This window comes from Pseudooceanicola sp. LIPI14-2-Ac024, assembly GCF_042188925.1.
Lineage (GTDB): Bacteria > Pseudomonadota > Alphaproteobacteria > Rhodobacterales > Rhodobacteraceae > Pseudooceanicola.
On record NZ_CP170102.1, the window covers coordinates 1896216 to 1909262 of the forward strand.

10 protein-coding genes and 1 pseudogene are annotated in these 13047 nt (G+C 67.9%); 3 read left to right on the top strand and 8 right to left on the bottom strand.

Features of this window, described 5'->3' with window-relative positions; genetic code table 11:
• The first annotated feature begins 190 nt into the window (after window positions 1–190).
• Complete coding sequence (locus ACE2AC_RS09270) at window positions 191–538, top strand: hypothetical protein (RefSeq protein WP_375691808.1); 348 nt, start codon at window positions 191–193, stop codon at window positions 536–538.
• Between the two features lie 676 nt (window positions 539–1214).
• Here ACE2AC_RS09270 and ACE2AC_RS09275 read toward each other — a convergent pair.
• Window positions 1215–3500, bottom strand: coding sequence for an adenosylcobalamin-dependent ribonucleoside-diphosphate reductase (locus ACE2AC_RS09275; RefSeq protein WP_375691809.1), 2286 nt, complete (start codon window positions 3498–3500; stop codon window positions 1215–1217).
• Window positions 3501–3636: 136 nt separating this feature from the next.
• On the opposite strand from ACE2AC_RS09275, the gene ACE2AC_RS09280 reads away from it, so the two are divergent.
• Window positions 3637–4080: a DUF1489 family protein gene (locus ACE2AC_RS09280; protein ID WP_375691810.1), complete on the top strand. Its 444-nt coding sequence runs from the start codon at window positions 3637–3639 to the stop codon at window positions 4078–4080.
• Between the two features lie 120 nt (window positions 4081–4200).
• On the opposite strand, the pseudogene trpB reads toward ACE2AC_RS09280, so the two are convergent.
• A pseudogene (trpB, locus tag ACE2AC_RS09285) lies at window positions 4201–5429 on the bottom strand (tryptophan synthase subunit beta).
• 168 nt (window positions 5430–5597) lie between these two features.
• Here trpB and ACE2AC_RS09290 point away from each other — a divergent pair.
• Entirely contained in the window at window positions 5598–5894 is a 297-nt protein-coding gene (locus ACE2AC_RS09290; RefSeq protein WP_375691811.1) for an antibiotic biosynthesis monooxygenase family protein, read from the top strand.
• A gap of 4 nt (window positions 5895–5898) precedes the next feature.
• On the opposite strand, the gene gltX is transcribed toward ACE2AC_RS09290, so the two are convergent.
• The 6 genes from gltX to ACE2AC_RS09320 form a co-directional block, all read right to left on the bottom strand.
• Complete coding sequence (gene gltX, locus ACE2AC_RS09295; RefSeq protein ID WP_375691812.1) at window positions 5899–7224, bottom strand: glutamate--tRNA ligase; 1326 nt, start codon at window positions 7222–7224, stop codon at window positions 5899–5901.
• Window positions 7225–7287: 63 nt separating this feature from the next.
• Window positions 7288–8316, bottom strand: a complete 1029-nt coding sequence (locus ACE2AC_RS09300) for a putative zinc-binding metallopeptidase (protein WP_375691813.1) — start codon at window positions 8314–8316, stop codon at window positions 7288–7290.
• 53 nt (window positions 8317–8369) lie between these two features.
• Complete coding sequence (locus tag ACE2AC_RS09305) at window positions 8370–8798, bottom strand: DUF1801 domain-containing protein (protein WP_375691814.1); 429 nt, start codon at window positions 8796–8798, stop codon at window positions 8370–8372.
• A gap of 1 nt (window position 8799) precedes the next feature.
• Entirely contained in the window at window positions 8800–9378 is a 579-nt protein-coding gene (locus tag ACE2AC_RS09310; protein WP_375691815.1) for a 5-formyltetrahydrofolate cyclo-ligase, read from the bottom strand.
• A gap of 66 nt (window positions 9379–9444) precedes the next feature.
• Entirely contained in the window at window positions 9445–10362 is a 918-nt protein-coding gene (locus ACE2AC_RS09315) for an FAD binding domain-containing protein (RefSeq protein ID WP_375691816.1), read from the bottom strand.
• The gene (locus ACE2AC_RS09320) at window positions 10359–13040 is read right to left on the bottom strand and encodes a molybdopterin-dependent oxidoreductase (RefSeq protein ID WP_375691817.1); all 2682 of its coding nucleotides are present in this window, start codon (window positions 13038–13040) and stop codon (window positions 10359–10361) included. Before ACE2AC_RS09320 ends, ACE2AC_RS09315 begins: the two co-directional genes overlap by 4 nt.
• Window positions 13041–13047 lie beyond the last annotated feature (7 nt).

The following is a 13047-nucleotide window of genomic DNA, read 5'->3' on the forward strand; positions in this document are numbered from 1 at the left end:
CGTCATTTTTCTTCTTCGCTCCTCTGAGAAACGACCAACATACTATCTACCAGCACCGAAGCCCGACCGATCAACCGAACCGACAGGAAAAACTCGCAAGCCACGGATCTCCTCAGCCCTCGGAAGATGACGCCGATGAAATAGGCACTCCAACACACCGTTTCCGAAACCGCATGAATGGGAGATCATTATGCTCAACTGCACCGCCAATACCGCTGAGACGCGCATCGATGCTGTCGTCTCGACTGAACATCACCTTCGCCGTCACGGCAAAAGCCTCTTCAACCTGCTGGACGCAATCGACGACCCCGTCGGTTTCGAGGCGTTCTGTGACCTGCATGGCGCATTCGGAGAAACGATGCCGGATCCAGACGTCATCGAAGCCGCACTGCGCGAAATCCGACGCGTTCTGGAGGATCAGAGGCCATCGGCTCTCGACCGGATCGAACAAGATCGCAGGCTGCCGGTTCCCGAAATGACTCGCTGGCACGGCGCACGCCTCACAGACCTCCTCAGCATGTTTCATTATGTCGACTAAGACGGTTTCACTCTGTGGGCTGCAGGCGGCGCGGGAACGCCGCCTGAGCGTCCATCCGGAGGATATCGGAATAGAACGGGACATATGCGACGTTACGCTCTGGCTGACTCAGAAGTACGTACTGCCTCATGTGCGCATTTGGGTCGCCAGACACTACACCCATTGCTCTCGGGATATCGCCGACCTCACCGTTATCACAGTACCGAAGCAACGGAAGTTCCTTGCTGAAGCTGCGCGAGAAGCATTCCTGTCGCTCAGCTACCGAATTGAAGACACCGGGGCGGATACTTACGGCTACAAGGTCTGTGATGGCCGACACTCCAGGCACGAAGCCATTTTCGCCTTCGCGCGCGTCGAAGAATTGCTTCTGCGTTGGCGAACGATGTAACACTCTCAAAGAGCCTTGGAAGAAGGGCGGCCACGGCCGCCCTTTTCTTTTTGCAGCTTCATGCTGGAATCGCCCTTAGTGGGGTCCACGCAGTCTCGTACGCTCAACCATTATTCGCCAACGTCATTGATGATGAGCTCCGAGTCCGCACACGAGCCAAAGCACTGAGAGATTTTGGTCAATCGGGCACTGACGCTCGATTGACTTCTTATGATTGCCGAATGGACTTTTCAGCCCCGCCGGTGGCCACGAATTGGTAGTCAGAACATCAAACCCGCCCCGCAGGCTTCACCCGCACTTCGAGTGACCGCAGGCGGTGCAGGTCATGCAGCCTTCCATCATCACCAGCTCGTACTGGCCGCAGGACGGGCAGGCCTTGCCGCGGCGGCCGCTTTCGAGGCCGATCACCTTGGCCTGGGGGTCGGTCTTGAGGCCCAGCCCCTCGCCCTCGATGAACCCGATCGAAATCAGGTGGCGTTCGATGACGCCGCCGATCGCGGCGAGGATCGAGGGGATGTATTTCCCCTGCACCCAGGCGCCGCCGCGCGGGTCGAAGACGGCCTTCAGCTCCTCGACCACGAAGCTCACGTCGCCGCCGCGCCGGAACACGGCCGAGATCATCCGCGTCAGCGCGACGGTCCAGGCGAAATGCTCCATGTTCTTGGAGTTGATGAAGACCTCGAACGGCCGCCGGCGCCCGCCCACCACGATGTCGTTGATCGTGATGTAGATCGCGTGCTCGCTGTCGGGCCACTTAAGCTTGTAGGTCGATCCCTCCAGCTCTTGCGGGCGGTCGATCGGGTCCTGCATGTAGATGACGTCGCCGCCTTCCTCGGGCACCGCCTGCTTGGGCTCTTCGCCCGGCGCGGCCTCGGTGGTTTCCGACACGCTCAGGACCGAGCCGGTCACGTCGTTCGGGCGGTAGGTGGTGCAGCCCTTGCAGCCGGTGTCCCAGGCTTGCATGTAGACGTCCTTGAACGCCTCGAACGAGATGTCCTCGGGGCAGTTGATGGTCTTGGAGATCGACGAGTCGACCCATTTCTGTGCCGCCGCCTGCATCTTGACGTGTTCGGACGGCTGCAGCGTCTGCGCGTTCACGAAGTAGTCCGGCAGCGGCGCGTCGCCCTTGAGGTCACGCCACATCTGCACGGCGTAATCGACCACCTTCTCCTCGGTCCGCGAGCCGTCCTTCTGCAAAACCTTGCGGGTGTAGCTGTAGGCAAAGACCGGCTCGATCCCCGACGAGACGTTGCCGGCGTAGAGGCTGATCGTCCCGGTCGGCGCGATCGAGGTCAGCAGCGCGTTGCGGATGCCGCTGTCGCGGATCGCGTCGCGGACATCGTCGTCCATCGCCCGCATGGTGCCGGAGTTCAGGTAGGGTTCCGCCTCGAAGAGCGGGAAGGCGCCCTTCTCCTTCGCGAGGTCGACAGAGGCCAGGTAGCTCTCGCGCGCGATCAGCTTGAGCCAGGCTTCGGTCTGGGCCGCGGCCTCGTCCGAGCCGTAGCGCAGGCCAAGCATGAGGAGCGCGTCGGCCAGCCCGGTGACGCCGAGGCCGATCCGCCGCTTGGCCGCGGCTTCCTTTGCCTGCGCGTCGAGCGGGAATTGCGAGGCGTCGACGGTGTTGTCCATCATCCGGATCGCGGTGCGGACCAGTTTGGACAACGCAGCACCATCCAGCTGCGCCGCGTCCGAGAACGGATCGGTCACCAGGCGGGCGAGGTTGACCGACCCCAGAAGGCACGCGCCGTAGGGCGGCAGCGGCTGCTCGCCACAGGGGTTGGTGGCCGCGATGGTCTCGACGTAGTTCAGGTTGTTGGCGGTGTTGATCCGGTCGATGAAGATCACGCCCGGCTCGGCATAATCATAGGTCGACTGCATGATCTTGTTCCACAGGTCCCGCGCCTGCAGCGTGTGGTAGACCTTGCCGCCGAACACCAGCTCCCACGGGCCATCGGCCTTCACGGCCTCCATGAAGGCGTCGGTCACAAGCACGCTGACGTTGAACATCCGCAGCCGCGCCGGGTCGGACTTGGCGGTGATGAATTGTTCGATATCCGGGTGGTCGCAACGCATCGTCGCCATCATCGCGCCGCGGCGCGACCCGGCCGACATGATGGTGCGGCACATCGCGTCCCAGACATCCATGAACGACAGCGGGCCCGAGGCATCCGCCGCCACGCCCTTCACGTCCGCACCCCGCGGCCGGATGGTCGAGAAGTCGTAGCCAATGCCGCCGCCCTGCTGCATGGTCAGCGCGGCCTCCTTCAGCATGTCGAAGATGCCGCCGAGGCTGTCCGGGATCGTGCCCATGACGAAGCAGTTGAACAGCGTCACCTTGCGGCCCGTCCCGGCCCCGGCGGTGATCCGCCCGGCGGGCAGGAACTTGAAGTCCTCGAGCGCTTCGTAGAACGGGGTCTCCCAAGCTTCGGGGTCCTGTTCGACCGAGGCCAGTGCCCGCGCGATTCGCCGCCAGGAATCCTCAACCGACCGGTCGATCGGCGTGCCGTCCGCTTCCTTGAAACGGTATTTCATATCCCAGACCTGTTCTGCGATCGGGGCGGCAAAGCGAGACATCGGCAAACTTCCAGCACTAGAGTTGAGGGGAGCGTCCAACCTAGCACTTGTTGTCCGGCCCCTCAATTGCATATCTTGGGAAACGACCCAGAATTAGACGGACGCCGCGACGTCCACACAAGATGTAGAGGTTCGCTTGCCCAAGAACACTAAGAGCCACGTCAACCTGATCAAGCTGTCGGTCGGCACGGAGTCGGTCGAGGACCTTGCCGCGTGGCAGGCAAGCGGCGTCGCGCTGACCGCAGACGGCCTCCCGCGGCACGTCACCCGGATGTGGCCGAAGCGCGAGGACGAGATCCTCGCGGGTGGTTCGATCTACTGGGTGATCAAGGGCGTGATCCAGTGCCGCCAGCGGGTCCTGCGGCTGGACGAGGTGACGCGCGGCGACGGCATTCGCCGCTGCGCCATCGTCCTCGACCCCGAGATCCGGCGCGTCGCCGCCGCGCCCCGCCGCCCGTTCCAGGGCTGGCGCTACCTCAAGCCCGAGGACAGCCCCGTCGACCTCACCGCCACCCGGCAGAGCGAGGATGCCCTGCCGCCGGAACTGTCCGCGGCACTGGCCGAGATCGGCGTGCTCTGACGCCACCCGCCGCGCGGCCGGTAGCCTCCGGCAGGCGAATTACCGAAACGATGAAGCCGGGGCGCAATCGCCCACACCGTAGGGTGCGTGCTTGCCACGCACCACCGGCCCGGGACGCCCTCAGCTGGCGATGTCGACGCCGAGATGCTTGGCGACCGTGAAGATGTCCTTGTCCCCCGGCCGCACATGTTCATCACGATGATATGCTCGGGCGGCAGCGTCGGCGCGATCTTCATCACGTGGGCCAGCGCGTGGCAGGGTTCCAGCGCCGGAATGATCCCCTCGAGTGCGCAGGAGAGCTGGAACGCCTCCAGCGCCTCCTTGTCGGTGATCGAGACATAGTCGGCGCGGCCGGTGTCATGCAGCCAGGAATGCTCCGGCCCGATCCCGGGATAGTCCAGGCCCGCCGAGATCGAGTGGCCTTCGAGGATCTGCCCGTCCTCGTCCTGCAGCAGGTAGGTCCGGTTGCCGTGCAGCACGCCGGGACGCCCGCCGGTGAGAGAGGCGCAGTGCTCCATCTTCTCGTCCACGCCCTTGCCGCCCGCTTCCACGCCGATGATGTTCACCGACTTGTCGTCGAGGAACTCGTAGAAGAGGCCCATGGCGTTCGATCCGCCGCCGATCGCGGCGATCACTGTGTCGGGCAGACGACCCTCGCCCTCCTGCTCGGCCAGCTGCCAGCGGACCTCCTTGCCGATGATCGCCTGGAAATCGCGAACCATCGCCGGGTAGGGATGCGGGCCGGCCACGGTGCCGATGCAGTAGAAGGTGTCGCGCACGTTGGTCACCCAGTCGCGCAACGCGTCGTTCATCGCGTCCTTCAGCGTGCCGCGACCGCTCGTCACCGGCACCACCTCGGCCCCCAGAAGGCGCATGCGGAAGACGTTGGGCGCCTGCCGCTCGACGTCATGCGCGCCCATGTAGACCACGCACTTCAGCCCGAACTTGGCGCAGACGGTCGCGGTCGCCACGCCGTGCTGACCCGCCCCGGTTTCCGCGATGATCCGGGTCTTGCCCATGCGGCGGGCAAGGATGATCTGGCCCAACACGTTGTTGATCTTGTGCGCGCCGGTGTGGTTCAGTTCGTCCCGCTTGAGGTAGATCTTGGCCCCGCCCAGGTGCTCGGTCAGCCGGTTGGCGAAATAGAGCGGCGACGGGCGGCCGACGTAGTGCTTCCAGAGGTCGTCCATCTCGGCCCAGAACTCCGGGTCGGTCTTGGCGAATTCGTACTGCGCCTCGAGCTCGAGGATCAGCGGCATCAGCGTCTCGGACACGAAGCGCCCGCCGAACTGGCCGAAGCGGCCCTGCTCGTCCGGGCCGCTCATGAAGGAATTGATCAGGTCTTCCATAGCCGGGCCTTTCGTCTGTCGCCGGACTGCATAGGGCGTGGTGCGGGCAAATGCCAGAGCCAGCTTGCCCTGACGGGAGGAATCCCGCGCCCGGCCCGGGTCCGCGCCGATGTGTTATGCTGTCCCCGCGGGGCACGCCCTGCCCCGCGTCATACGGGGAGCCGCACGATGATCATCCGCATCTTCCAGGTCACCACGCAGCCAGGCAAGGAGGCCGAGTTCGCCCGGTTCTTTCACGAGACCGCCATTCCGCTGATGCAGCGCCAGACCGGCCTCGTCCAGGTGCTGCCCGGGGCCGCCCGACCGGATCGCCCGCGCGAGTTCAGCTTCGTCATGGTCTGGGAGAGCCTCGAGGCCCTCAAGGCCTTCGTCGGCGAGGACTACGAGAGCCCGCATATCGACCCCGCCGAGGCGGAGATCGTCGCCGACCGCCGCATCAGCCATTACGACCTGGTCGAAGGCTAGGGCCTCAACCCTTCGCCCGGATCACCTGCATCAGTGGCAGCACCTGGCTCATGTCCGGCCCGTGCGCCTGGCCGGTGACGGCCTTGCGCAGCGGCATGAAGAGGCCCTTGCCCTTGCGGCCAGTCTTGTCCTTCACCTCGGCCGTCCACTTGCCCCAGCTCTCGCTGTCGTAGGGGCCGTCGGGCAGCAGCGCCATCGCCTCGGCGATGAAGGCGCGGTCCTCGTCGTCCACCGCGGGCTCGGCACCGTCGCGGAAGAGCGTCCACCAGCCGTCGACCTCGTCCAGCACGGTGATGTTGTCGCGCACGACACTCCAGAACTGCTCGAGCTTGTCCTCGGGCACGCCGGCCGCGCGCAGGCGGTCGGCGACCTCGGCCAGCGGGGTGCGCTGCAGGACGTGGGCAGTCAGCGGGAAGAGGTCGTTCTCGTCGAACTTGGTCGGCGCCGCGCCGAAGCTCGACAGGTCGAAGCCCTCCAGCAGGTCCTCGGGGCTGTCGCGCAGCTCCACCGGCTGCGACGACCCCAGCCGCGCCATCAGCGACAGGAGCGCCATCGGCGCCACGCCACGCTCGCGCAGCTGGCGGATCGACAGCACGCCGAGCCGCTTCGACAGCGCTTCGCCCGCCGGGCCGGTCAGCAGCGAATGGTGGGCAAAGGACGGGACCGCGCCGCCAAGCGCCTCGATGATCTGGATCTGGGTCGCGGTGTTGGTCACGTGGTCCGAACCGCGGACGACGTTGGTCACGCCCATCTCGGTGTCGTCGACGACCGACGCGAGGGTGTAGAGCACCTGCTTGTCCGCCCGGATCAGCACCGGGTCGGACACGCTCGCCGCGTCGATCGAGATCGGGCCGAGGATGCCGTCGGTCCATTCGATCCGGTCCTGGATCAGCTTGAACCGCCAGACGCCGTCGCCGCGTTCGGCCCGCAGCCTTGCCTTCTCGTCGTCCGACAGCGCCAGCGCCGCCCGGTCATAGACCGGCGGCTTGCCCATGTTGAGCTGCTTCTTCCGCTTCAGGTCCAGCTCCACGGGCGTCTCGAACGCCTCGTAGAACCGCTCCATCTCGCGCAGCTTGTCGGCGGCCTCGGCATAGCGGTCCAGCCGCAGTGACTGCCGTTCCACCCGGTCCCAGGTCAGGCCCAGCCATTCCAGGTCTTCCTTGATCGCGTCGACATATTCTTCCTTCGACCGCTCGGGATCGGTGTCGTCGATCCGCAGGATGAAGGTGCCGCCGGCCTTGCGGGCGATCAGCCAGTTGAAGAGCGCGGTGCGCAGGTTCCCGACATGGATATGTCCGGTGGGCGACGGGGCGAAACGGGTGGTGGTCATGGGCGGTCTCCTTGCGCAGCCCAATTCCACAAAGGCGCGCAATTGTCCATGACCGCCGGGGGATCAGCTGACGATGAGGCTGCGCACGACCCTGGTCACGTGTTCAAGCTTGGTCTGGATCGCGGGCGTCACCACGACGGGGGCGAAGTCGAGCAGCCCCATCTCGCGGTTCAACTCGTTCGCGACCACGCCGAGGCGGCCGTAGCGCTTGACCATCTCGTCCGTCGTCTCGGGCAGGCCCGCGCCAAAGCCGAAGGCGACGGCGGTGTCGAGGACGCCCACCATGGCGAGCCAGAGCGCAAAGGTCTCGGCCCAGTCCTCCCAGGGATGCATCGTGGCGTAGGAGCTGACATAGGTGCCCTCCCACCCATCCGGCGGGCCCTCGGCATAGTGCCGTTCCAGCGCGTCGCCGTAGGCGGGCTCCCACGGGTTCCCGAAGACGGCGGCGAACTCGGCCTCGGGCCCTTCGCGGCCCTTGATGGCGACGTCCCAGTAGTAATGGCCGACCTCGTGGCGCAGGTGTCCGATCAGGGTGCGATGCGCCTCGCCCATGTCGACGCGGATCGCCTCGCGCTCGTCGCTATCGGCCTCGCGGATGTTGATTGTGACAAGCCCGTCGGCATGGCCGGTATAGACCTGCTCCACCTCTCCCGCACGCCGCCAGAGACCCGCGAGTTCCCCGTCGCCGAGGAACGAGAACCGCAGCGGCGGATCGGTTTCGTCGCCATAGGGCATCCCGACGAGGTCGAGTGCATAGACCAGCCTGCGCTTGGCGGATTCGAGACGGGCCCAGCGTTCGCGGTTGCCCTCGACCTCGAGGTTCGGAACCACCTCGTTCATCCGGCAGACCCGGCAGAAACCTTCCGGGTCCGAGGCGACCTGCACACGATTGCAGACGTGTTCCTTGCTGTAGTTCGTGCAGGGCCGCCCTGCGATACCGCAGTCGGTGCAGGTCCAGCTACCGTCGGGGGCCATGTCGAACCCCGCCATCTCGCCGCAGCCCTCGCACCAGCCGGCGGCGCGGCCGCAGTTGGTGCAGACGGTGTTGTCGATGAAGAGCGGCGCGCCGCAGGTGCAGTCGTAGATGCGCATGGTGTCCCTCCCTCGCTCAATCGGTACTACACCCGGCCGGGCCGTTCGGTTCCCTACTCTGGATGCACCGGCCAGATCGCGTTCAGATCCTTCAGTCCCTGCTGCACCAGGTCGGTCAGCGCCGCGCGGTCGACCTGGTCGAGCCGGGTGATGTAGAGGCACGACTTGCCCAGCTTGTGCGGCCCCAGCCGGTCGAGGATGGCGCCGTAATCCTGGTATCCCGGCATGATGTAGAGCGTCAGCGCCGTCTTACGCGGTGAAAAGCCGGTGGCGAGGAATTCGCCCGAATGCCCGCTGTCGTAGCGATAGGCATAGCGGCCAAAGCCGACGATGCTGTCGCCCCACATGCGGGCCGGGTAACCGGTGATCTCTTCGAAGAACGCCAGCATCTCCAGCCCCTGCGCCCGCCGCCTCGGCGGCTCCACGGCGTCCAGGAAGGCGCGGACATCCGCGCCGGTCGGGACGGTCTTGTTCTCTGCCATGTCACCCCCTCCCCGGGATCTGGATCACCTCGGTCTCGGTCACGACAAGGTCGAGCGGGACGTCCGTCGCCTCGACCGGGATGTCGCGGGCTTCCTGCGCGGCATAGGCGAAGCCGATGGCCAGCACCGGCCCCCGCGCCCGCAGGAGGGCGAGCGTCCGGTCGTAAAACCCGCCGCCATAGCCCAGCCGGTTGCCCATCCGGTCGAACGCCACCAGTGGCACGATGACGATCTCGGGCACCATCCAGTCGAGCGTCGCGGGCACGGTGGCGCCGAAGGGGCCGGGCACCATGACGCAATCCGGCTCCCACGCCGCGAAGTTCAGCGGTCGGCCCGCTGCCTCGATCACCGGGACACCGACCGGGCCATGCGCGGCGGCTTCCTCCATCGCGGCCATGGGCGAAATCTCGGACCGGATCGGCATGTAGCCCGAGAGCGGGACGCCGCGGTATCCGGCCAGCACCGAGGACAGCACCCCCGCTCGGCCCGGACGCGCGGCGGCATGGGCGGCGGCGCGGCGGGCATAGGCCGCCGTGCGAGCCGCCGCCTTCCGGTCGTCGATCGGGGTCAGGTCAGACATGCATGCTCCTCCGCCGGTCCCGGCCATAGCGGCCGGGAACGCGGCGAAGGTCAAGGGGCGAGCGGCCTATCCCGCGACGCAGCTTTCGATCACGTCACGCAGGAGGCCGTCGAGCAGCGCGATCTTGTAGCCGGTCATCGGCAGCGGGTTGGCGCCCTCGCAGGCCGCCGCCGCGATCGCCGCGATGGTTTCGGGCGTGGCGGGCGCCCCTTCCCCGACCGCCTCGGCCGCGGTCAGGCGCAGCGGCACCGGGGCCACCCCGCCGGCGGCGAGGCGCAGCATCCGGAAGGCACCGTCCACGACGACGACCCGCACCACGACCTCGGCCAGCGGCCATTCGGCGAAGGACCGGCTGATCGCCCGGCGGTACCCGGCGCGTTCGCCTTCGACCGCCGGCGGCAGGTCGACGTGCAGGATCGTCTCGCCCGGCTGAAGCGTGTTGTCGGCGCTGCCGTCGGAGCCGTCGCCCAGCAGGGCCGCGACACCGATGCCCGCGCGGCGGTCGGTCGTCACCGTCGCCTCGTAGGCCATAAGCGCGGCCGCCACCGATGAGGGATGCGGCGCGACGCACGGCCCGAGGTCGAAGGCCACGCCGTAGCGGTGGTTCCCCTCGCGCGCCGGGCAGCTCGTGCCGCCGGACTTGAGGCAGGCGAACTCGGGGTTGCGGTAGTACCAGCAGCGGGTCCGCTGGGCAAGGTTGCCACCCAGCGTGGCCACCTGCCGGATCTGCGGCGTCGCCAGCCCGCCCGCCGTCACGGCCAGGCCGGGATAACCCGCGACGATCCGGGGATCGCCAGCAATCTCCGCGATGGTCGCCGAGGCGCCAAGGCGCAGTCCGCCCCCGGCCTTGGCGATCCCGCGCATCTCGGCTGTCGGCACGAGGTCCCGCACCGGCCCGCGCGACACGCCGCTGCGCCGCCGCTCGGACAGGTCGGTCCCGGCGGCGCGCCACTCGACTGCGGGGCTGTCAGTCATGTCCTTCATGCCACGTCCTCCTTCGCCAGGAGCGCCATCAGCCGGTCGGGCTGGATCGGCGCCTCCATCGGGCGCTGCCCGATGGCGTTGCGGACCGCGTTGGCCAGCGCGGCGGCGGTCGGCACGGTCGCGACCTCGCCGATGCCGACGCTGCCGCCGAGCACGTGATCAAAGCCGCCCTCGTCGAAATGCACGTGCATCTCGGGCGTGTCGGCGATCCCGGGGATGCGGTAATCCTCGAGCCCCGCGGACAGCACCTGCCCCGTCCGGGGATCGACCTCGCGATCCTCGTAGAGCGCGTAACCCACCCCCTGCACGATGGCCCCGACCGCCTGGCTGCGCGCCAGTTCCGGCGCGGCCAGCTTGCCGACGGCGATGCCGGTGTGCACCCGTGGCACCCGGATATGCCCCAGCAGCGTGTCCACCTCGACCTCGACCACCTGCACCGAACTCGGCGCCCCGGCCCCGACCGCGATGTGCATCATCCGCCGCGCCATGAAGCCGAAGACCCGGCCCATCATCCCGGCCTCGTGCACCAGAGAGGTGTTGCCGTAGATCGTCTTGCGGTCGTCCTCGGGGCGTTCGATCACCACCTTCATGTCCGGCGCGGCCTCGATCAGTTCGCGCCACGGCGCGTTCGACCCGGGCGCCGTACTCCGCGCGTCGCGGATCTGCGCCTGCAGCTTCTCGATCGCCAGAAGCGTTGGCGGCACGACCGAGGCGGTCACCCGGCTGCCCCCCGACCCCGGCCCCGGCGGCAGGTCGCTGTCGCCGATCCGCACGACGACCTCCTCCGGCTCGAGCTCGAACGCCTTTGCCACGGCCGCCGCCAGCACGCTGCGCGTGCCGGTGCCGATGTCCTGGGTCGAGCATTTCACCACCAGCCGGTGGTTCTCGACCGCCAGTTCGACCTTGGTGCCGGGCTGCCAAAGATAGAGCCAGTAGCCCGCCGCCACCCCGACGCCGCGCCGGAAACGCCCGGTCTGCGCCGTCGTGGTGTCGCGGGCCTGCCAGCACTCCAGTCCCGCAGCCCAGTCATACAGGCGCTGGCGGTTCGGGTTGCGGTCCCAGCCGCGCCGCAGGTCCAGCGGGTCGAGGCCCTGCCGCAGCGCCAGCTCATCGATCGCCTGCTCCAGCGCAAAGGCCATCGGCGGGCCGCCCGGCCCCCGGAACGGCATGCCGGGGGCAAGGTTGCTGACCACGTCGAAGTCGGAAAGGCTGCTCGCCTCGGAGCGGTAGATCAGCCGCGCCAGCCCCGCGATGTTGGAGTTGATGCCGATCCCGCCATCCGACCGCGCCTCAAGCGACAGCGCCTCGATCGCCTGCCCCGGCCCCGCGAGCAAAGAGATGTCCATCGTCGCGGCGGGCCGGTAGCCGGCCACCGAAAGCTCCTCGTGCCGGGAATAGGCCACCCGCACCGGGGCACCGGCGGCCTGTGCCAGCAGGACTGCCACCTCGGTCTCCTGCGTGAGGCCGCCCTTCGAGCCGAAGCCGCCGCCGACATGCTCGGCGATCACGCGGACCTTCTCGGGCGCCATCTTGAACCGTTTGGCGATCCGCTCGCGCAGCTCGCTCACGATCTGGGTCGAGGCATGCACGGTCAGCCGGTCGCCATCAAACCGCGCCACGGCGGCATGCGGTTCGAGCGAGGTGTGCTGCTGCGTCCCGGTACGGAACGTGCCCTCGAAGAGCTTTGGATCGCGCTTGTCCCGCGCCTCGGCGATCCGGCTCAGCGCCTTGCGCTTGCGGGTCGAGAAGGCAGCGGACGGGCCGCGCAGGTTGCCCGTCCACTTCGCCGGGGCGACCGCGCCTTCCGAGACGTTGGCCGCACCCGACTTCTTGCCCGGAAAGACCACCGGCGCACCCGGACGTTCCGCGTCGTCGCGCCCGAAGACCGCCGGTTTCGGCGTGCTGGTGAACCGGATCGCGGCCAGCCCCGCGCGTGCGACGGCGGCATCCTCGGCCGCGACGGCGGCGATGGCCTGCCCGGCGTAGCGCACCATCCCGCCGTCCGGGAGCAGCGACACGGCGGCCCGCACCCCGGGCACCGCGCGGGCGGCGGCGAGGTCGAGGCCGGTGACCTCGGCATGGGCGTCCGTCGCCCGCAGGATCAGCCCCTCGAGCTGCCCGTCGTGCTGGATGTCCACGGTGTAGCGCGCCGCGCCGGTGACCTTGTCGCGTGCCTCAAGCCGTGGGGCCTGCACGGCGGCGCCGTCGAACTTGCCCTCGCAGGCGGCCGCGACGGCGCGCAGGATGTTGTCGTAGGCCCCGCAGCGGCAGAGGTGCCCGGCCAGGGCCGCCGCGACCTCGTCCCGCCCGGGCGTCGCGGTGCCATTGGCCGCCCGCCAGCTGTCGTGGAACGCCGTCGCCTCGACGATGAAGCCCGGCGTGCAGAACCCGCACTGCAACCCGTCGAGGGCCATGAACGCCTTCTGCACCGGGTGCAGCTCCGGCGCGGCGATGCCTTCGACCGTCCGGACCTCGCGCCCCTCGGCGGCCTTGGCCGGCATCAGGCACGAGGCGACGGGCACCCCGTCCACCAGCACCGTGCAGGCGCCGCAGACCCCGGCCCCGCAGACCAGTTTCGTTCCCGTCAGTCCCAGCTTGTCGCGCAGCACGTCGACGAGCAGCGCGTCGTCGTCCAGCGCCACCTCCTCGGTGCGTCCGTTCACGTTCAGCTTGCTCATGGCTGGC

What these genes read in the sequence shown, in the direction of transcription:
- ACE2AC_RS09270 (WP_375691808.1), top strand. Translation starts at nt 191, where the DNA reads ATGCTCAACTGCACCGCCAATACCGCTGAGACGCGCATCGATGCTGTC.
- ACE2AC_RS09275 (WP_375691809.1), bottom strand. Translation starts at nt 3,500, where the DNA reads ATGTCTCGCTTTGCCGCCCCGATCGCAGAACAGGTCTGGGATATGAAA.
- ACE2AC_RS09290 (WP_375691811.1), top strand. Translation starts at nt 5,598, where the DNA reads ATGATCATCCGCATCTTCCAGGTCACCACGCAGCCAGGCAAGGAGGCC.
- gltX (WP_375691812.1), bottom strand. Translation starts at nt 7,224, where the DNA reads ATGACCACCACCCGTTTCGCCCCGTCGCCCACCGGACATATCCATGTC.
- ACE2AC_RS09300 (WP_375691813.1), bottom strand. Translation starts at nt 8,316, where the DNA reads ATGCGCATCTACGACTGCACCTGCGGCGCGCCGCTCTTCATCGACAAC.
- ACE2AC_RS09305 (WP_375691814.1), bottom strand. Translation starts at nt 8,798, where the DNA reads ATGGCAGAGAACAAGACCGTCCCGACCGGCGCGGATGTCCGCGCCTTC.
- ACE2AC_RS09310 (WP_375691815.1), bottom strand. Translation starts at nt 9,378, where the DNA reads ATGTCTGACCTGACCCCGATCGACGACCGGAAGGCGGCGGCTCGCACG.
- ACE2AC_RS09315 (WP_375691816.1), bottom strand. Translation starts at nt 10,362, where the DNA reads ATGAAGGACATGACTGACAGCCCCGCAGTCGAGTGGCGCGCCGCCGGG.
- ACE2AC_RS09320 (WP_375691817.1), bottom strand. Translation starts at nt 13,040, where the DNA reads ATGAGCAAGCTGAACGTGAACGGACGCACCGAGGAGGTGGCGCTGGAC.